Genomic DNA, 19,942 nt, shown 5'->3' on the forward strand with positions numbered 1-19,942 from the left:
GATTTTGTTGCTTCATTCTGATAATTTGCCTAAAGAATTGCGGCTCTGCTTGATGAGGGCCGTAGTTTTTTTATTCTCTAAATGTTCTGACGAGTTCCTTGCTGAATGTTGCGGTAAGGCATTCTAAAATAATCTCACAGCTCCCTATTTCCAAAGTGATATTTCCGCTACGGCAGAGTATCGCTTTTTTAGTTTGTTCTCGTTTCGCTTAGAAAACGCTAAAAAAGATAAAAAAATTCCGAATTTAGTATATACAAAACAGTATATACTATTTATAATGAGGTCAGATTTTTAAAATGTAAACGGTAACGGGAAGGAGCACGACGATGGCGTGGGGAGCGATTGCCACCTGGCGTATGGCGCATGATGGTGTAGTAGAAGCACTGCGAATATTAGAAAAGAAAGAGGGAGCTGGCGATGCGGTAGAGACATTGATCAAGACCGTAGAGGATTATCCTTACTATAAATCAGTTGGTTTTGGCGGCTTGCCAAACGCGGAGGGCATCTTGGAAATGGATGCGGCCTTCATGAACGGCGATACATTTGAAATCGGCGCGGTAGCCGGAATCACGGATGTAAAAAATCCCATCTCTGTTGCACGAAAACTGAGTCAAGACAAGTTTAATAGTTTTCGAGTCGGTGAGGGCGCTACTAAGTATTCGATGCTGGAGGGCTTTGAAAGAAAGAGTATGCTGACGAAGCGGGCCCATAAAATTTGGGAGAAACGCTTGAAGGAGATTCAAGAAAATAATTTAAATCCTTACGATGGTCACGATACAGTCGGTGCGATCACATTAGATCAGAGGGGCACGATGACAGCAGGAACATCCAGTTCTGGTTTGTTTATGAAAAAACCAGGTCGTGTTGGCGATTCGCCATTATCTGGATCAGGCTTTTATGTCGATAGTGAGATTGGCGGCGCAGCAGCAACAGGCTTGGGGGAAGATTTGATGAAGGGCTGTCTCTCCTATGAGATTGTTCGCTTGATGGGTGAAGGCATCAAGCCGCAGGCGGCCTGCGACAAAGCCGTTTATGATTTCCACGATAAATTAACGGCACGCTATGGAAAAGCAGGAGCATTCTCATTGATTGCTATGAATACCAAAGGCGAGTGGGGGGTAGCAACAAACGTTGAATTTACCTTCAGTGTCGGAAACGATCTGGAAGCAGCACAAGTCTTCATCGCCAATAGGGGACCAGATCATACCACGGATATTCAGCCGATCACACAAGACTGGCTAGACGCTTATGAAAAACGGATTAAAGCACCGATTGAATAAAAAAGGAGAGAAAAAATTATGAAGAAAAAGGTTTACTTATTCTGCAGTCAAGGAATGTCAACAAGTATGCTGGCTCAAAAAATGCAAAATGTGGCGGATGAGCATGATTTGCCTATGGAAGTTGCGGCATACTCCCATGGTCTTCTGAATCAAATAATCAATGAGAAAAAGCCGGATGTTATTATGCTCGGCCCACAAGTTAAATATTTATATGAAGATACAGTAAAAAACTTTGGATCGTATGGGGCACCTATTCTAATGATTAGCCCTGAAGACTACGGAGTGATGAATGGTGAAAAAGTGTTAAAACAAGCAATTATTGCTTTAAAAAAGAAAAAAGCTCAATAATCATTAATTCAAAGGGGGACATAAAATGTTTAACGCATTAGAAAAGACTATGATGCCTTTGGCAGAGAAACTGGGAAAGAACAAAGTATTAGTAGCGATTAGAGATGGTTTCTTAATTACAACACCATTGATCATTGTTGGTTCACTATTTTTGCTATTCAGCAACTTTCCTATTCCTGGCTGGGAAAGTTTCTGGACAGGAATTTTAGGTGATCAGTGGAGTTCTTGGTTTAGTAATGTTTCAGGTGCAGTTTTCGATGTGGTCGGCTTTTTATCCTGTTTAGGTACGGCCTATGCCTATGGACGTGAACTAGAAGTTGATCCGATTCAATCTGCAGCGGTTGCTGTAGTTGGATTTCTAATCTTGACACCAATGAGAATGACTGTAACTGGTCTTGCTGACCCTTTAGGAGCAATTGATTTACAATATTTAGGAACAAACGGAATATTTTTAGCATTAGTCGTTGCGATTATTTCTGTATTAATTTACGCTTTTGTAGCAAAAAGAGGTTGGACGATTAAAATGCCTGATGGCGTTCCTCCAGCAGTGTCAAAATCTTTTGAAGCATTGATTCCAAGTGGAGTAGTAATGCTGCTATTTTTCTTTATCCGAATTGCTTTTGAGTTTACACCTTATGAAACAGTTCATAATTTCATTTTTGAACTGCTGCAAACACCATTAAAAGGTGCAGGAAATACGTTGTTTGCGCAAATTATTTATTCATTAGCTTGTACAGTCTTCTGGTTCTTCGGGATCAATGGTCCAGCTGTTGCAAATTCGGTCTTTGCTCCGATAAGTAAAGTGTTGACGATGGAGAATTTAAACGCGTTTCAAGCTGGAAAAGAATTGCCGAATATTTTTACGGATCCATTCTCCAATTTTTTCACTAATTATGGTGGTGGAGGAAGTACGCTTTCTTTAGTGATTGTCATGGTTCTCTTTTGCAAGTCTGAACGAATCAAAAAATTAGGAAAGCTTTCGCTTGTACCAGGTATTTTTGGGATTAATGAACCAATTATTTTTGGGTTACCTATTGTATTAAATCCTATCATTATTATTCCATTTATCTTGACTCCAACAATCAACCTGTTGCTTTCTACTGCAATAACTAAGCTTGGCATTATTCCGTATACGAACGGTGTTGCTCTACCATGGACGACCCCTATTGGTTTCTCAGGATATTTATCTACAGGTAGTGTTATAGCAGTTATCTGGCAATTTGCATTGCTAACATTAGGGTGCTTCATCTATTATCCTTTCATAAAGACTTTGGACAAGCAGTATTTGAAGGAAGAAGCTGAAGCTAGCAGCCAAAAAGATGAAGAAGATATCTCATTTGACGATTTGTCATTTGATGATTTGTAGAAGGGGAATAGGATGAAGATTTTAATGATATTCGATCAAATTCAAGCCGGGTTTGGCGGAAAAGAAAAGGGCGATTTAGAATTAGGCGGAAAGAAAATGCCAATTGGTTCAGCCAACATGTTTGAAAAATATCTACCAGAAGTGGACGGACAAATTATTGGTACGTTGTATTGCGGAGATGATTTCTACCTAAAGAACAAGGAGACTGTTACAAGAAAGCTAGTTGCAATGACAAAAAAACTTTCACCTGATGTTGTAATTTGCGGACCAGCCTTCAATTATGAAAAATATGGGTTGTTGTGCTCAGAAGTAGGCTATGCTATTGAGAATCAATTAAATATTCCAGTAGTCGCGGCTATGTCTGTCGAATGCGAGGAAGCGATCAATGCCCATAAAGCCGATTTAACAATTGTAAAAATGCCTAAAAAAGGTGGTATTGGCTTGACCGATTCTTTGAAGAAGATATTAGAGCTGGGTGCGCTAAAAGCAGCAAACAAACCAATTGATGATTTCGTTAAGGAAAATTGTTATTAATATCAAACTGTTGAAAAGAGTGGAATATTGATGTCTATAGATGAAACCTTATTTAAAAAATTGAGTGGGATCGATAGTGTTTCTGGTGATGAAAGGGCTATTTCTCTTGCCTTAAAATCGGAATATGAATCATTAGCTGACAGTATTGTTTATGATAATTTAGGATCTATTTTTGCAGTGAAAAAAAGTAAAAAAGCAGATGCTCCTCGCGTGATGATCGTCGGACATATGGATGAATCAGGCTTCATTTTGAAGGGCATCAATGGAAATGGAACCATCCGAGCACTTGCGCTTGGAAATATTGAGGCGACAAGTCTTTTGGGAGCTTCAGTCAAACTAAAAACGAGAAATGACAAGACGTTCATCGGTACGTTGCTGGCTCATGATAAGTCTGGGTCCGTGCTGGATCAGTCAAATGAGGTTCTGGTTGACTTTGGATTTGAAAATAAAGAGGAAGTCCTAGAGAATAATCTAGCTTTCGGTGATCGCCTGTCATTTACAAGTCAAAATCGAGTTTCTTCAAATGGCAAACGAATATATTGCAAAAATTGGGATGGGCGTTACGCACCTCTAATGGGAATAGAAGTAATGCGAGCGATTAAGGACCAAGAATTTGATTTTGATTTATATGTAGGGTGTACAGTTCAAGAACAGGTTGGTTTCAGAGGAATTCAAACAGCAACGAATCTTGTAAAGCCTGATTTGGGCATCGTGCTAGATACAAACAAGGCATTTGATTATCAGATGGATTTAAAAGAAAAAAATGGGGAATTAGGCAAAGGCATGCTAATTAATTTTTATGATACGACTGTATTGCCTAATCGATTATTATTAACTACTTTAAAAAATATCTGCATCAAGCATAATCTACCTCATCAGTATTACTACTCTATGGAAGGCTCCGATGCTGCTTGGATTAATAAATTGAGAACAGGGACTCCGACTCTTTTCGTGAATGTTCCAATAAGGAATATGAACACCCCTTCTTCTATTATGGATATCAGAGATTATGAAGCTGCTAAAAAAGCATTATTGCTTTTTCTAAATTCGCTTACTGTTCAAAATATTCAAGAATTCAAAGAAGAAAATCGTTGATTGGAGGAGAAAAGAATGTTAAATTTCAACGAAATCGATTTGGATTTATTAAAACGATTGTCTGAGGCCGACGGCATAGGCGGTAGGGAAAGAGAAGTTAGCAGAATCGTTACTGCTTATGGGAAAGAATATAGTGATGAAATTCAGTATGATAACTTAGGCTCAGTTGTCTTGAAAAGCACCGGAAAAAGTAAAACAAGCGGTCCGAAGATCATGTTATCAAGTCACATGGACGAAGTGGGATTTATGGTAAGAAGTATCACGGATGATGGCTATGTCAATCTTTTGCCAGTTGGCGGTTGGTGGGGGCATGTGATGCCAGCGCAGGAAATGACGATCACCACGATCAACGACGAAAAATTCATTGGTATAGTTGGATCGAGAGCTCCTCATGGATTGTCTTCAGAAATAAAAGAAAGAGTCATTCCACCAATGGATCTTTATCTAGATTTAGGGATGCCCTCAAGGGAATCTGTTGAACAACTAGGAATATCGATTGGGGATATGATTACACCTCATGTGCACTTTAGAGAAATGAATGATCCAAACTATCTTATGGGTAAAGCGTGGGATGATCGATGCTGTGTAGGAGTAGGTCTAGAAGTTTTAAAAAATATGAATCAGAGCGATTACGAAGCAGACATTTATTTTGCTGCTACAACTCAAGAAGAAGTAGGGATCAGAGGTGCCAGAACGGCTGTTCATACGATAAAACCAGATGTGGCAATTGCTTTAGATGTAACGACTGCGACGGATACTCCTTTTGATAAGAAAGGAATGGCTTTAGGTGAGGGTGTAGTTCTTTCAGTGCTAGATTCACTTACTATTGGTAATAACGGACTAGTGCAGATGATGGAAGAAATTGTCAATGATTTGTCGTTAGATGTACGCTTTGATTTTATGACTGTTGGCGGGACGGATGCCTGTAATATTCACAAAATGATGGACGGGGTAGTAAGTATGACGCTGTCTATTCCTACAAGATACATGCATTCACCAAGATTAATTATTCATAAAGAAGATTATATCCAAACGATCAAATTAGTCACGGAATTTTGTAGAAGATTGAACTGGGATAGATTAAATCAAATGAAATCTTCTGTTGGAATAACAATGGACTAACGAAAAAACAAGTTGGAGATAAAACTGGCAAGGATATTTTTCCTTGTCAGTTTTTTATCCGCTAAAAGACTGGAAGGGGTATAATCAGAGCAAAGTCAAAATGAAAGCAGGTTGCCAATGATGCCATTTACTATCTTTAATGAAGGAAAAAATGATTATCCGATAATTATCAGCCTGCCTCACAGTGGAACGTGGATTCCAGAGGATATGCGAGAAAGCTTACGGCAAGAGGCAGTTTTAGCAAATACCGATTGGTTTTTACCAGAGCTGTATAACTTTTTGGTAGCAGAGGGTTGCACAGTGATTGAAAATCATATCAACCGCTATACTGTCGATCCGAACCGAGAGAGTCGAATGTCTGGGGCGGATTATCAGGATACGGTGGTTTATCAACAAAATACTTTTGGAAACCCATTGTACGAGCAGCCATTATCAAAGCAAACGATCAATCAACGTTTGACTCAGTATTATTGGCCGTATCATCAAGCCCTGCAAGCATTGATTGATCAGAAAAAGCAGCATTTTTCACAGGTTTATTTATTTGATTTACATAGCTTTGCGGAATATCCGAATGGCGATGAAACCAAACCAGCTGATTTTGTGATCGGTAATCAAGCAGATCGAACGACCAGTGCTGGATTGCGTGAGTTAGTGGCGGGACTATTAGAAAAAGAAGGGTATAGCGTTTCGAATAATCATCCGTTTAGTGGGGGATTTATTACACGGCATTACGGCCAGCAGGCGGAGGTAGCGGCGTTGCAATTAGAAATTCGCTATAATCGCTACATTGAGCAGCGTTCGTTTGGCGAAGAAGAATTGACAGGCTGCGAGCCAAAATTATTTTTCGAGGCACAAGCTAGACTTCAAAGGATTTTTGAAGATTTATTAGCAGTACTTCCAGCAAAAAAACATGAATGACTCTAAATGAGTTAGGTTCAGCGGAGCGGTATTACCAGAGAGTGTAGAAGACATAGATTGTTGAAGATTGTGACTCCAATTAAAAAGCGTTCGATCATTTTTGATCGAGCGCTTTTAGTAATCATTCGGATAATGAACAACAATAAATTTTACAACATTACTTGTTTGATTGTCCCAGTTATGATCGATCGTGGAAAAATAGTGTGCCGAATCACCGGGATAGAGCTGGTAGGTTTTTTCTTCGATCACTAAAGTTAAAATCCCCTCTAGAACATACACAAATTCCTCTCCCTGATGCGGATAAGTAGTCGGCAGCTCACGCTTTTCATGGGGCATGATCTCGATCATTTTTGGCGCGATCCTTTTATCCTGCGGTGTCCGGCTTAATTGTTTGTAGATTATATTGTTTAATTTATGGATTACTGGCTGATCATAGCCGCGAACGATGGGCTCAATCTCAGGCTCCTCTTCAAAAAAGTAGTTGATTCTTACATTAAACAAAGCTGCGATATTTGAAAGGTGTTCGACCGCGATGGTCGTGATGCCTCGTTCAAATTGGGACAAAAAACCCGTTGACAAGCCTGTGGCTTCAGAAAGCTGCTTCAGAGTCATTCCCCGTTCATTACGCAGGATTTTCACTTTTTCACCAATATTCATCTGCTTAACCCCTTACATCAATTGATTATTTTAGTATACCTGAAAAAAGACCAAATGCCTAACCGTCATTTAAGTGAATTATTTAGAGAAAATAAAATAAAAAAATTCACCATTATGAATAAAGCGCTTGCAACTACAGCGCGGGGACTTTATAATTAAAGACGGGAGGGAAGCACGTGAAAAAGCCTACGATTTTTAATATACAGAAGTTTTCGACCCATGATGGGCCAGGGATTCGTACGACGATTTTTTTCAAAGGGTGTCCCATTAGATGTGAATGGTGTCACAATCCAGAAAGTCAGGTATTTGCACCAGAAATTATGTTGAACAAATATGGCAAAGAAGAACTGATTGGAGAAGAGTACTCCATCCGCGAGCTGGTGAAAAAGATTCAGGCAGATCAAATTTTCTATGATCAATCAGGCGGCGGAGTTACGTTTTCTGGCGGTGAGGTAATGGCGCAAAACATGGACTATGTGGTAGAGCTGGCTCAAGAATGTCAACGTTTAGGCATCTCGGTTGCCATTGATACCTGCGGGGTCGCGCCGACGGAAAATTATCGCCGAATTCTACCTTATACGGACTTGTTTTTGTACGATTTAAAGTTCATTGATTCACATAATCATCAGTTATATACCGGAGCCGGCAATCAGCTGGTATTAGAAAATTTACGTTTTTTGTCGGAACAGCAAGCAGAGATTAATTTACGCTTGATTTTATTGGACGAAATAAACGCGGAAGAAGTAGATGCAGAGGAGATCATCGATTGGCTGGCGAAGGAAAAAATTCATGTGAGTGAAATTTCACTGCTGCCTTATCATGATTTTGGTCGTGACAAATATGAACGATTAAAGCGTGTCTGCACTCAAAATTTTGTCAAACCAGCAGATGAAAAGGTGGAAAGACTCAAAAAGGTTTATCAAGACGCCGGTTATCAAGTGACGATTGGCGGATAATGCTGCTAAAACAATTGAGAACAAACAAGATGTCAGTCCTATAATGAAGCAAAATTTCTAACTAAATTAGATGACGCGGTACAGCATTATGTTTTATATAAGAAGGAAATACCTAAATACAAGGAGGAAAAACAATGGCGGAATTAACACTGGAACCAACAAGAAGAGGCAGCACAGAACGGATTAAACGATTGCGGGAAATCAGCGACAAGGAATGTACACCTAGTATTTCGATGGAACGAGCGATCCTGTTGACAGAAGCGTATAAAAAATGGGAAGGCAAAGTTTCTGCTCCAGTATTACGTGGACGTGCCTTCAAGTATATCATGGAAAATCGGACGAACTACATTGAAAAAGGAACGCTAGTTTTAGGAGAAAAGGGAGATAAGCCATGGGCGGCTCCAACATTCCCTGAATTATGTTGCCACACCTTGGAAGATTTCGACAATATGCACAACCGCGAGAAGGTTTTCTTCCGTGTGAGTGAAGAAGACCGTCGTATTCAAGAGGAAGTTATCATCCCTTATTGGCATGACCGTGCCATGATGACACGAATGAATCGCCTGTTGCCAGAAGAGTGGCATTTGTTGTTCGATGCGGGCTTATATACAGAGTTCTTGATGCAGCGCGGACCTGGTCATACGGTTGCGGACGGCAAAATGTATCAAAAAGGCTTCGCTGATTTTAAAGCTGATATCCAGCAGGAAATCGATAACCTAGACTATAACAATGATATGGAAGCGTTGAATAAGCGCGAAGAATTAGAAGGAATGAAGCTGGTCTGCGAAGGAATGATCATTTACGGCAAACGTTACGCGCAGCAATGTCGTGATTTAGCTGAAGCAGAGACAGATCCGCAATGGAAACAGGAGCTGCTGGACTTAGCTGAGGTCTGCGATGTGGTTCCAGAACATGCGCCGCAAACCTTCCGCCAAGCGATCCAGATGTACTGGTTCACTCATATCGGTGTAACCGTGGAGATGAACAACTGGGATGCCTATTCACCAGGAAAATTAGATCAGCATTTAGAACCTTTCTATGAAAAAGACATCGAAGAAGGACGTTTGACCCGCGAAGAAGCTCGTGAGCTATTGGAAAATCTTTGGATTCAATTCAATAATCAGCCAGCACCGCCAAAAGTTGGAATCACCTTGAAAGAAAGTGCAACCTATACCGATTTCTGTAACTTGAACACGGGCGCTTTACGTCCTGACGGTACAAGCGGGGTGAGCGATGTCAGCTATCTGATTTTGGAAGTTATGGATGAAATGAAGCTGCTGCAGCCGAGTTCGAATGTGCAGATTTCTCGTAAGTCGCCTGAAAAATTCCTGCGCGAAGCTCTAAAGGTCTCCCGCAAAGGCTGGGGACAGCCGGCGATGTACAACTCGGAGGCGATTTTAGCAGAGCTGAGTTATCTCGGGAAATCCGTCGATGATGCCAGAGAAAGCGGAATTTGTTCAGGCTGTGTTGAGGTTGGTGTAGCAGGAAAAGAAGCGTATGTACTAACTGGTTATCTCAATATCCCGAAAGTTTTTGAACTGGCGATGAATCGCGGCTATGATCATTACACAGATAAACAGGTCGGGATCGACGTAGGCGATTTCACGAAAATGAAAACCTATGAAGAAATCTTCGAAGCGTTCCATAAAGAGCTGCAATACGTGGTAGATGTGAAGGTTGCAGGAAACAACATGATCGAACGGATGTACATGGAATTCATGCCTGTGCCGCTGCTTTCTGTGATGTCTGATGATTGTATCAAAGTCGGCAAGGATTATAATGCCGGCGGGGCACGTTACAATACTAGCTATATCCAGTGTGTAGGAATTGCGACGATCACCGATTCATTGGCAGCGATCAAGCACAATGTCTTTGAACAAAAAACAATGACGATGCAGGAGCTGCTTGATGCCTGTGAAGCTGATTTTGAAAACTATGACGAAATCTTTGATCGCGTGTATAATGAAACACCTAAATACGGAAATGACGATGAATACGCGGATACCCTATTGCGCGATGTAGCTGCTTCATTGCAAGATGTCATTGCTGATCGGCCTACACCGAAAGGCTCGAAAACAGTTGTCGAATTCCTGCCAACAACTTGCCACGTATACTTTGGGCAGGTAATGGAGGCGTCGCCAAACGGCCGTCACAAAGGAATTCCATTACCAGATGGTATTTCGCCAGAAAAAGGTGCAGATCGCAACGGTCCAACGGCAGTGATCAAATCGGCATCAAAAATCGATCAAACGAAAACAGGCGGAGCGTTGCTGAATCAGAAGTTCACACCTAGCGTGGTTGCCGGAGAAGCTGGAATTACTAATATGGCATCACTCGTTCGCAGCTATTTTGCCTTGGATGGTCACCATATCCAATTCAATGTGATTAATCGCGAGACATTGCTAAAAGCACAAAAGCATCCGAAGGAATATGAAAATCTGATCGTACGTGTTGCAGGGTATAGCGATTACTTCAATAATCTGGAAAAAGCATTACAGGATGAAATCATCTCCAGAACCGAGCAAGCTTTCGGCTAAACACATATTTCAATAATGACTAAAAAAACCAGAGAAATTTCTCTGGTTTTTTTATTGTTCATAGATCAAGCATATTACGGAGAAGAGGATTGAGATATTCAAAGCCTGAACCTCAAAAGATTTGGAAAGAAGTTTCTGATATAATTAATTGAATAAATCGAAAGGAGACTGGGCCATTTATGGAAGGTATACATAGATATGAAAAACAGAGCTTAAGCGATATGGTTGTATCATATGTCAAAAATAGAATTTTGGCAGGAACCTTAAAGAGTGGTGATCGACTAATTGAGACAGATATCTCAGAGGAACTTATGATCAGTCGAGCACCGGTAAGAGAAGCAATGCGGATACTGAACCAACAAGGATTGGTTACCTTTTCTCCACGAAAAGGCAACCATGTGATTGAGATGGGGTCAGCTGAAATGATGGAGGTCTTCGAAATTCGAACATCATTAGAAAAACAAACATTGCATAAAATTTTGAGAAAACAACTACTTAAGGAGGAGGATCTTCGACGATTAACCAAAATAGCTTTAGATATGAAGGATAATGAACAGGCATGTCAAACTGAAGAGGACAGAGTCTTTTTATTTAATACACTAGATCTTACCTTCCATAAATATCTTTGGGAGCTATCTGGTAATGTGAGAAGAGCACGTATTTTAGAGAATTTGTACTATCAATTACTCATTGCAATAAACGAAGATATTTCTTCTCAGGAGATCCTTGAAAGAAAATCAGAAGAACACTTAGCGTTCGTTGAAGTTCTAAGTAAAAATGATCTTCCAACAGTTGTTCATGAGTTTTATAACCATATTCGTGCGTATGTTAAGGCCACTTTGCCTACAGAAGAAAAGAATTTCTATTTGGACTGTTAAAAGTAAAATTTTTATGTCCAAGTTCGTAATGTTTTGAATGGTGAGTAAAAAAAAAGCGAACCGTCCTTTTTGGACGGTTCATTTTATTTTTTTAAAGCGATTTGCTGTGCGTGAATATTTTCCAAGAAGGCTTGATCGTGTTCCACGATCAGCATCGTGGGTTTGATCTGTAGTAAGAGATCCTCTAATTGCTTTTGATTGAAGACATCGAGGTAATTTAACGGCTCATCCCAAATATAGAGCTCGGCTTCTTGAGCGAGGGATTTGGCTAGTTCGACTTTTTTCCGCTGCCCCATACTCATTTCTTCGATTCGATTTTGGAAGACATTTCGTTCCATCCCTAATTTTCGCAGATTATTCAAAAAGGCTGAATAATCCAATTGATTTTTTTCGGCGAAATCCTGCAGATTTCCTCGATTGCTTTCGTAGTTTTGCCGTACATAGCTGATTTTCGCATTCGGTCGAAGAAGCTCTCCGGCTGACTCGCCAGCAAAAGTACCTAGTAGATAATGCAGGACACTAGATTTTCCTATGCCATTCGGCCCGGTCAAAGCAGCGATTGACCCGCGTTTTAACTCAAATGAAAGAGGATCAAAGAGCGGCTTTTGGTCTGGGTAATGGAGCGTCAAGTTCTCCAGCTTCAATAATTGTGCGTGTCTGCTTGGATGGTAATTCATCGTTAGCCGATCGACATCCTCTAAGTCCTTTAAAAGACCTTCTTTGGCATCGATTTGATCATACATCCGCTGTTCGATCGTTTTTGAACGTTTCATTGTACGAGCAGCGCGGGCGCCAATGAAGCCTGTATCAAAAATACCGCCGCTGCCTTTTTCGGATGGCTTTCCGTATTTTTCTGTTTCTCGAGAACGAGACCATTCCGCCTTTTCAGCCGCTGTTTTTTTGAGCCGGCCGACTTCCTTTTTGATTTTTTGATTCTGTGCCAGTTCAAATTCATCCCGCAGCTTTTTTTGTTCTTCGTAGGTGGCGAAATTTCCTTGATAGAGCACCAGCTGGCTTTTTTCAATCGCCAATGTATGATCAGTGACTTGGTTCAAAAATTGACGATCGTGGCTGACGACGATAAAGCCATCCTTGTGCTGCAAATAGTTCGCAACATGCTGGCGTCCCTGTAAATCCAAATGGTTGGTTGGTTCATCAATCAACGGGAAAAAGTCAGCTTGGGTGAAGAGCAGCGCCAATAAGACTTTCGTTTGTTCACCGCCGGAAAGTGTCTGATAGGGCTGCCATAATACCTGCGGGTCCAGTTGAATCAAGTTCATTTCTCGTTCCAATTCCCATAGCTCAAAATCAGCTATTTCCAGCAGCGCATAGTAGGTCAGCTGGTCCGTTTCGTTTACAGCAGCCGGAAAATAGACCGGCTGCAGAGGAAATTGGATTTCTCCTTGATACGCATATTTTCCCAGCAGGAGCTGCAGCAATGTGGTTTTCCCGCGGCCGTTGCGTCCGACTAGGCCTAATTTCCAGCTGCTATCGATTGTTAAATTGGCATCCTCAAATAGTAAATCGACCTGCTTGTCAAAGCCAAAGGTCAAATGTGTGATTTTAATTGTAGACATAAAAAATACCCCCTGTTCGTTTCGCTATGGAAACAAAAAAATCCTAACCAATTTTCAGGAAAGGATTAGGAGGTGAAGGGTCTTTTTCCAAATAGTGATAGGCAGGAAGGGCGTACAGCTCATATCTTGTCTGCATACGGTACCGCTTGTTCGCTATTTTCAAAAAAAGTTTTATTGTCTATTCATGCTTAACGAACGATGAAAAGCATAATTGACAGAAAAAAGAGACCATCCCTTTGAAATCCTAAGCCAGTCCTGAAAATCTGCACACTAATCCTATCAACGTTCGTTAATTTAAGATCGGTTTGCAGCTTCCAACATTCGCTTAGTTTTTCAATGGCATAATCCCTCGTTTCAATTTAAGATGTTTTTATTAAACCAAATTTTTCTGGCTTTGTCAAAAAAATACGGACGCAGCCGCTTCCCCAAACATGCTACGCCCTGGAGTGATCCTCGATATACGAGGCGAAGAAAATTCATTCTTCTATTATTATAGTAGCATATTTCAGAAAAAAAAAGTCTTTTAAACACTTGGGAAAAGATAGCAGTGGAGCCGTTATCAAAAAGTTTGGTACAATGGATGCAGAAATGGAGGTGGAGGGATGAACTATGCAGGAATTTATCATCGTCCCGAAAGCGAATTTGCTTTTCTTTATACGAAAGACTTGATGCGGATTCGTCTGCAAACAGGTCGCAATGAGATAAAATCGGTCGGTTTAATCAGCGGCGATTTTTATACCTTTGCTGAGGAAAAATGGTACCAAACCAAGCAGGAAATGAACAAAACGTATACGACGGATACTCATGATTATTGGGAAATTGAAGTAACAGCACCCAATCATCGCTTGGCGTATGCTTTTTGCATTACGGGTTATGACGGTACACAGATTTTTTACACCGATCAGGGAATCTTTGAATATGAAGAAGACCGATTGAGTCGAGATTATTTATATTTTCGCATGCCTTATTTTCAAGAAATCGATCGTTTTAAGGTACCGGATTGGGTGGCAAAAACAGTTTGGTATCAAATCTTTCCAGAGCGCTTTTACAACGGGGATTCGTCAAACGACCCAGAGGATGCTTTAGCGTGGGGAAGCGAAAAGCCGACGCGCGAGAATTTTTTTGGCGGTGACTTGCAGGGTGTTATCGAAAAATTGGATTATTTGGAGGATTTAGGTGTAAATGGGTTGTATCTTTGCCCGATCTTCACCTCTCCATCGAATCATAAATATGATACGGTGGATTATTATGAGATTGATCCTCACTTTGGGAATAAGCAGCTTTTTCGCGAGCTGGTTGAAAAGGCCCATGAGCGCGGTATTCGAGTGATGCTGGATGCGGTCTTCAATCATTTAGGTGCGAGTTCTCATCAATGGCAGGATGTGATTTTACATGGTCAAGAATCTGCTTACGCTGATTGGTTTCATATTGATTCCTTTCCACCGAGCTATACAGCGATTCCGGATTCAGAGTATGCCAAAAATTTGAATTATGACACCTTCAGCTTCAATCCACATATGCCGAAGCTGAATACGGCGAATCCTGAAGTTCAAAAGTATTTATTGGAGATCGCGACCTATTGGATTCGAGAATTTGACATTGACGGTTGGCGGCTGGACGTGGCCAATGAGGTCGATCATCATTTTTGGAAAAAATTTCATGAAGCGGTGCTGCAGCAGAAAGAGGATCTGTATATTTTAGGTGAAATTTGGCATTCTTCCCAGCGCTGGCTGCAAGGAGATGAGTTCCACGCGGTGATGAATTACGCATTTACCGACAGTATCAAGGCCTTTTTCGTAGAGCAGACGATTTCGATCTCGCAAATGATTTTCGGAATGAATCGCCAGCAGTTGCTTTATCGGGATCAAACCAATGAGGTGAGCTTCAATTTGCTGGATTCTCATGATACTCCGCGGATCTTAACTTTGTGTCAAGGAAACAAGGATTTGATGAAGGCTGTTCTGACCTTTATGTTCATTCAAAAGGGGACGCCGTGTCTTTATTATGGGACGGAAGTTGGAATGGAAGGCGAGATGGATCCAGATTGTCGCCGTTGTATGATTTGGGAAGGACAAGATGAGGAGCTTCGGACGTTTTTCAAACAGCTGATTGCTTTACGGAAGCAATTTTCCGAGGTGTTCAGTTACGGGACCATGACTTGGCATTATGATGATGATAAAAAGGCTTTTTCACTGACACGCAGCTATAAGGAAAAAGCCGTGATTGCGACATTTAACGAAGGGGATTCCTTTGAGGTTGAAAAAGCGGGACGTCGAGTATTCGGCCAGAATTATCATGAGGCGGAGGAATATCAGCTATCGCCCCATGGATTTGTGATTCAAGAGCAGTAATAGCGAGTCGCTTTAATTGGAAAAAAGTAAAAAGATGCATATAGTAGATGAAGAAACGAATAAGGATGTCAAGCTGTTCACAGTTGGCTATGGTGGAACTGGAATATCAGATTTCAGGTATAGAGCGAACAGGTCGTTTAGCGGAACGATATACGGCATTCAAATCGGGATCATTTACTCGAATAAGGAGAGATACTTATGGAATTGTTCATTTTTTTACTTTCAGGAATCATCGGTCTGCTTCATTTAGTGATCATGGGCCTAGAAATGTTTGCACCGATGGAAAAACAGGCCAAGACATTTGATATGCCCCATGAATTTGTCGTTCAAAAGAATGCCCAGATTGCTTTGAAGAACATGGGAATTTACAATGGCAGCTTGGGGCTGGTGATGCTGGTCAGTTTATTCCTATTTCAAGGAGACATTCGGCTAAAGGTTCTGCTGCTGCTTAATCTTTTTGTAGTGATCGTCGGCCTTTATGGCGGAAAGACTGTGACAAAATCTATTTATTTGATTCAAGCATTGCCTGCAATTATTACGGCTTTGCTGATTCTGCTTCAATTAGTTTAAAAAAAGCTCGGCTAAGACTTGTTTCTTAGTCGATTTTTTTGTACTAGTGAGTCGAGAGAAGTAGAGCGTTTTTATGGTATAGTAGGAGAATCAGGCGACAGCTACGGAGGAAAAAAATGAATAATAATGATTTATTGCTGCGGTTAAGATACGCGTTGGATATCAAGGATAGTGATATCGTAAAGGCCTTTCAACTAGGCGGCATGGAGATTTCTAGAGAAGAAGAGCAAGCGATGCTGACAAAGGTACGTGATCAGGATCTGGAAGAAAATGACGATTTTGAAAAGAACGTTTATCAAAAAATGATCAATAACAAAGTTCTCGATACATTTTTGAATGGTTTTATCACCTTAATACGCGGTGAAGCAAAGGATAAGCCGCAGCCGCAAAGCGGAGAAATCAAGCATATCAACAATGTTTTATTGAAAAAGGTAAAGATTGCTTTAGCATTGACCAGTGAGGACATGCTGGAAATTTTAGCTGAAGCCGGTGTTTATCCGTCAAAGGGCGAGCTCGGTGCGATCCTGCGGAAAGAAGGACACCGCAATTTTAAACCCTGCGGCGATAATTATACTCGGAATTTTCTAAAGGGATTAGCTTTGTGTTATCGGGAGTAAATGAATTGGGCCAGTCATTAGACTGGTCTATTTTTGTGCCTAGAATAGGCGAGTCGCTACGATTTTCTTGCTAAAGCGTTAAATTCTGTTTTACTTGCACATATATGTGCGTAATAAAATTATATAAACATCTTATTGACTTTGTATAATCATCGTATTACACTGGAATCAGGTTAAATAAAACTATTTTAAGAGGAGAAGCGCATGAATCGTTGGGTTTATTTATTTTCAGAAGGATCAAAGGAACAAAAGGATTTATTAGGCGGCAAAGGAGCCAATCTTGCTGAGATGACAAAATTAGGTCTGCCAGTTCCTACCGGCTTCACTGTAACCACTGAAGCATGTTTGTATTATTTGAATCAAGGCAATCAATTGATTCCGGAAATGAAGGATCAGGTGATGGAGGCCGTTGAAAAATTGTCTGCTAAAACCGGGAAGAAGTTTGGCGATTTAGACAATCCCTTATTGGTTTCGGTTCGCAGCGGATCAAAGTTCTCGATGCCGGGGATGATGGATACTGTTTTGAACCTTGGATTAAATGACCAAACAGTTGCGGCTTTGGCAGAGAATAGTCAGAATGAACGCTTTGCCTATGATTGTTATCGTCGGTTGCTGCAAATGTTCGGCAATGTCGTGATGGGGATGGATAATAGTGATTTTGAAAACCACATCACCGCGTTAAAAAAGATAAACGGCTTGTCATTTGATAATGAGTTGACCGCCGATCATTGGAAACAAATTGTAAGCGAGTACAAAGAGATTTATCGGAAGAAATTACAGCGGGAATTCCCGCAGGATCCGATCGAACAATTATATTTAGCGATCGAAGCGGTCTTCGGCAGCTGGAACAATCAACGGGCAAAAACCTATCGTCGACTGCATGATATCAGTGATGATTTAGGAACCGCTGTAAATATTCAGGAAATGGTCTTTGGAAATTTTGGCGAAAGCTCTGGGACAGGTGTAGTATTCTCCCGCAACCCATCGTTAGGTGATCCTGGTTTATTCGGCGAGTATTTAATCAATGCTCAGGGAGAGGATGTAGTGGCAGGTGTTCGAACACCAAAACCGATCCAAGTTTTGGCGGACGAGCTGCCGGAACAGTATCAGCAATTAAAGAGTATCTGCGAAAACTTAGAAAAGCATTATCACGACATGCAGGATGTGGAATTTACGATCGAGCGGGAAAAATTATTTATTCTGCAGACCCGTAGTGGGAAGCGCACGTCGAAGGCGGCGCTAACGATCCTGTTGGATTTTTATAAAGAAGGAATCATTGACGAAAAGGAATTAGTCAGCCGCATCGAAGCGAAGGACTTGGAGGCAGCGTTGCATCCTAACTTCGATGAAAAAGAATTGAAACTGCATGAATCATTTTTATCTGGATTAGCAGCTAGCCCGGGCGCTGCAACAGGAGCGGCATATTTTACTGCCGAAGCAGCGACCGAGGCCAAAGCTCGCGGGGAAAAAGTCGTATTGGTTCGTGAAGAAACGTCACCTGAAGATATCGAAGGAATCGCAGTCAGCGAAGCGGTAGTTACCAGTCGCGGCGGTATGACCTCACATGCGGCAGTAGTCGCTCGCGGAATGGGGATCTGTTCGGTGGTGGGCTGTGAACGATTGAATGTACTGGAAGAAAACAAAGCGACCGTTGGAGACAAGGTCATTGAAGAAGGAACAATTCTATCTGTTGATGGAACCAGCGGCAGCATTTATTTTGGCGAAATTCCGATGGAGGAAGTAACGAATACCGTCGCGTTAGATGAGCTGCATGTAATTTGGGATCGTCATGCGAAAATCAGAGTCCGTGCAAATGCCGAAACACCAAATGATATCGAGACAGGAATGTCCTTAGGGGCAGTCGGTATTGGGTTGGCTCGGACAGAGCACATGTTCTTTGAAAAGAGCCGTCTGCTGCAATTCCGTCAATTGATTTTGGCAGATAGTTTGGACGAACGCTTAGAAGTGCTGAAGGATTTAAAGGAAGTGCAAAAGCAGGACTTTAAATTTATGTATGAAGCAGCGCAGGGCAAAGCGACGACGATTCGTTTACTTGATCCGCCGCTGCATGAATTTCTGCCTAAAGGATCAGATGAATGCCGCGAGGTCGCAAAAGAATTAGGTAAGACCTTTAATGAAGTGAAGCGGAAAACGGATAATCTGGCGGAGGTCAATCCAATGTTAGGATTTCGCGGCTTGCGATTAGGCGTGGCTTATCCAGAAATCTATCAAATGCAGGCGGAGGCGATCATTGAAGCGGCTTGCGAAGTGACGAAGGAAAATGACTTTACGATCCAACCAGAAATCATGATTCCATTTACCATTGATGCGCAGGAGTTTGCTCGCGTGCGTGCATCGATTGAAGAAGCAATCCAAAAGAGTCTCAAGGAGCACGAGCAAGTGCTAGACTATCAAATCGGTACCATGATCGAGATTCCAAGAGCCTGTTTTGTAGCAGATGAGATCGCAAAACATGCGGACTTCTTCAGCTTTGGCACCAATGATTTGACTCAGATGGCTCTGGGACTGTCTCGCGATGATTCACCGCGCATCATTAATCAATATATGGAAGCAGGGATTTTCGCGGATGATCCATTCCAAGTATTGGATGAATCAGGAGTCGGAGCGCTGATGAAGCTGGCCATTGAAGGCGGGAGAAGTGTAAATCCGAAACTGAAGATTGGAATTTGCGGTGAAGCGGCAGCTCATCCGAAGTCAATCGCCTTCTTAAATCATTTGGCGATCGATTATATCTCTTGTTCACCATTTAGAATTCCTCAGGCAAAAATGACCTTGGCTCAATCAGCGGTCGATTTGTCATCGGAATCTTGAATAAAAAAACACGTATATTAGTTTTTGGTTAAAAAACAGCATGAATTTGGAAAGAGATAGCTTTTTATTAGGCTATCTTTTTTTTGTTATTAACAGGAAAATTCAAAAACTTAAAATTAATTATAGATAACAAATAGATGAGAAAGATCGCCCTTAAATGAATGAAATATAATTTGTAAACGGATTCAACCTTCGTTATACTTCTTATAGGCTTTAAATATGTCATGTCACAATAAAACAGCTTCTTTTTTGGTCAGCTTGAATAACATGTTTTTTTACGTGAAAGCTTTATTTTTAATGAAAA

Annotated in this window: 16 protein-coding genes; 14 read left to right on the forward strand and 2 right to left on the reverse strand. The window is 41.2% G+C overall.

The window, feature by feature from the left end; genetic code table 11:
- The first annotated feature begins 326 nt into the window (after nt 1–326).
- From JZO85_RS04310 to JZO85_RS04340, 7 genes are all read left to right on the forward strand, one after another.
- Entirely contained in the window at nt 327–1,280 is a 954-nt protein-coding gene (locus JZO85_RS04310; RefSeq protein ID WP_207107295.1) for a glycosylasparaginase, read from the forward strand.
- 18 nt (nt 1,281–1,298) lie between these two features.
- A complete protein-coding gene (locus JZO85_RS04315) occupies nt 1,299–1,628 on the forward strand; it encodes a PTS sugar transporter subunit IIB (RefSeq protein ID WP_206919259.1) in 330 nt (109 codons plus the stop codon).
- Between the two features lie 25 nt (nt 1,629–1,653).
- Nucleotides 1,654–2,994, forward strand: a complete 1,341-nt coding sequence (locus tag JZO85_RS04320; protein ID WP_207107296.1) for a PTS sugar transporter subunit IIC — start codon at nt 1,654–1,656, stop codon at nt 2,992–2,994.
- 12 nt (nt 2,995–3,006) lie between these two features.
- Complete coding sequence (locus tag JZO85_RS04325; protein ID WP_207107297.1) at nt 3,007–3,528, forward strand: GrdB-related putative oxidoreductase; 522 nt, start codon at nt 3,007–3,009, stop codon at nt 3,526–3,528.
- A gap of 30 nt (nt 3,529–3,558) precedes the next feature.
- The gene (locus JZO85_RS04330) at nt 3,559–4,623 is read left to right on the forward strand and encodes a M42 family metallopeptidase (protein ID WP_207107298.1); all 1,065 of its coding nucleotides are present in this window, start codon (nt 3,559–3,561) and stop codon (nt 4,621–4,623) included.
- A 15-nt stretch (nt 4,624–4,638) separates the two neighbouring features.
- Complete coding sequence (locus JZO85_RS04335) at nt 4,639–5,745, forward strand: M42 family metallopeptidase (RefSeq protein ID WP_207107299.1); 1,107 nt, start codon at nt 4,639–4,641, stop codon at nt 5,743–5,745.
- A gap of 117 nt (nt 5,746–5,862) precedes the next feature.
- On the forward strand, nt 5,863–6,663 hold the full coding sequence (locus tag JZO85_RS04340) for an N-formylglutamate amidohydrolase (protein WP_207107300.1): 801 nt from the start codon (nt 5,863–5,865) through the stop codon (nt 6,661–6,663).
- Nucleotides 6,664–6,777: 114 nt separating this feature from the next.
- On the opposite strand, the gene JZO85_RS04345 is transcribed toward JZO85_RS04340, so the two are convergent.
- Nucleotides 6,778–7,320: a helix-turn-helix domain-containing protein gene (locus JZO85_RS04345; protein ID WP_207107301.1), complete on the reverse strand. Its 543-nt coding sequence runs from the start codon at nt 7,318–7,320 to the stop codon at nt 6,778–6,780.
- A gap of 176 nt (nt 7,321–7,496) precedes the next feature.
- Here JZO85_RS04345 and JZO85_RS04350 point away from each other — a divergent pair, with 176 nt between their 5' ends.
- The 3 genes from JZO85_RS04350 to JZO85_RS04360 all read left to right on the forward strand — a co-directional run bounded on the left by JZO85_RS04350 (nt 7,497) and on the right by JZO85_RS04360 (nt 11,691).
- Nucleotides 7,497–8,276 carry a glycyl-radical enzyme activating protein gene (locus tag JZO85_RS04350; protein ID WP_207107302.1) on the forward strand — a complete coding sequence of 260 codons (780 nt, stop codon included), beginning with the start codon at nt 7,497–7,499 and terminating at the stop codon, nt 8,274–8,276.
- Between the two features lie 134 nt (nt 8,277–8,410).
- A complete protein-coding gene (gene hypD / locus JZO85_RS04355; RefSeq protein WP_207107303.1) occupies nt 8,411–10,813 on the forward strand; it encodes a trans-4-hydroxy-L-proline dehydratase in 2,403 nt (800 codons plus the stop codon).
- A gap of 179 nt (nt 10,814–10,992) precedes the next feature.
- Nucleotides 10,993–11,691, forward strand: coding sequence for a GntR family transcriptional regulator (locus tag JZO85_RS04360; protein WP_207107304.1), 699 nt, complete (start codon nt 10,993–10,995; stop codon nt 11,689–11,691).
- An 83-nt stretch (nt 11,692–11,774) separates the two neighbouring features.
- On the opposite strand, the gene abc-f is transcribed toward JZO85_RS04360, so the two are convergent.
- Complete coding sequence (abc-f, locus tag JZO85_RS04365) at nt 11,775–13,268, reverse strand: ribosomal protection-like ABC-F family protein (protein WP_207107305.1); 1,494 nt, start codon at nt 13,266–13,268, stop codon at nt 11,775–11,777.
- A 602-nt stretch (nt 13,269–13,870) separates the two neighbouring features.
- Between abc-f and JZO85_RS04370 the strand changes: the two genes are divergently transcribed.
- The 4 genes from JZO85_RS04370 to ppdK all read left to right on the forward strand — a co-directional run bounded on the left by JZO85_RS04370 (nt 13,871) and on the right by ppdK (nt 19,638).
- Nucleotides 13,871–15,619, forward strand: a complete 1,749-nt coding sequence (locus JZO85_RS04370) for a glycoside hydrolase family 13 protein (protein WP_207107306.1) — start codon at nt 13,871–13,873, stop codon at nt 15,617–15,619.
- 198 nt (nt 15,620–15,817) lie between these two features.
- Nucleotides 15,818–16,189, forward strand: a complete 372-nt coding sequence (locus tag JZO85_RS04375) for a DUF1304 domain-containing protein (RefSeq protein ID WP_207107307.1) — start codon at nt 15,818–15,820, stop codon at nt 16,187–16,189.
- Nucleotides 16,190–16,305: 116 nt separating this feature from the next.
- A complete protein-coding gene (locus tag JZO85_RS04380) occupies nt 16,306–16,806 on the forward strand; it encodes a YehS family protein (protein ID WP_207107308.1) in 501 nt (166 codons plus the stop codon).
- Between the two features lie 204 nt (nt 16,807–17,010).
- A complete protein-coding gene (gene ppdK / locus JZO85_RS04385) occupies nt 17,011–19,638 on the forward strand; it encodes a pyruvate, phosphate dikinase (RefSeq protein WP_207107309.1) in 2,628 nt (875 codons plus the stop codon).
- Nucleotides 19,639–19,942 lie beyond the last annotated feature (304 nt).

The organism is Candidatus Enterococcus murrayae (genome assembly GCF_017315985.1).
GTDB lineage: Bacteria > Bacillota > Bacilli > Lactobacillales > Enterococcaceae > Enterococcus_A > Enterococcus_A murrayae.

Coding starts and splice junctions, on each gene's coding strand:
- JZO85_RS04310 (WP_207107295.1), top strand. CDS start 327: ATGGCGTGGGGAGCGATTGCCACCTGGCGTATGGCGCATGATGGTGTA.
- JZO85_RS04315 (WP_206919259.1), top strand. CDS start 1,299: ATGAAGAAAAAGGTTTACTTATTCTGCAGTCAAGGAATGTCAACAAGT.
- JZO85_RS04320 (WP_207107296.1), top strand. CDS start 1,654: ATGTTTAACGCATTAGAAAAGACTATGATGCCTTTGGCAGAGAAACTG.
- JZO85_RS04325 (WP_207107297.1), top strand. CDS start 3,007: ATGAAGATTTTAATGATATTCGATCAAATTCAAGCCGGGTTTGGCGGA.
- JZO85_RS04330 (WP_207107298.1), top strand. CDS start 3,559: ATGTCTATAGATGAAACCTTATTTAAAAAATTGAGTGGGATCGATAGT.
- JZO85_RS04335 (WP_207107299.1), top strand. CDS start 4,639: ATGTTAAATTTCAACGAAATCGATTTGGATTTATTAAAACGATTGTCT.
- JZO85_RS04340 (WP_207107300.1), top strand. CDS start 5,863: ATGATGCCATTTACTATCTTTAATGAAGGAAAAAATGATTATCCGATA.
- JZO85_RS04345 (WP_207107301.1), bottom strand. CDS start 7,320: ATGAATATTGGTGAAAAAGTGAAAATCCTGCGTAATGAACGGGGAATG.
- hypD (WP_207107303.1), top strand. CDS start 8,411: ATGGCGGAATTAACACTGGAACCAACAAGAAGAGGCAGCACAGAACGG.
- JZO85_RS04360 (WP_207107304.1), top strand. CDS start 10,993: ATGGAAGGTATACATAGATATGAAAAACAGAGCTTAAGCGATATGGTT.
- abc-f (WP_207107305.1), bottom strand. CDS start 13,268: ATGTCTACAATTAAAATCACACATTTGACCTTTGGCTTTGACAAGCAG.
- JZO85_RS04370 (WP_207107306.1), top strand. CDS start 13,871: ATGAACTATGCAGGAATTTATCATCGTCCCGAAAGCGAATTTGCTTTT.
- JZO85_RS04375 (WP_207107307.1), top strand. CDS start 15,818: ATGGAATTGTTCATTTTTTTACTTTCAGGAATCATCGGTCTGCTTCAT.
- JZO85_RS04380 (WP_207107308.1), top strand. CDS start 16,306: ATGAATAATAATGATTTATTGCTGCGGTTAAGATACGCGTTGGATATC.
- ppdK (WP_207107309.1), top strand. CDS start 17,011: ATGAATCGTTGGGTTTATTTATTTTCAGAAGGATCAAAGGAACAAAAG.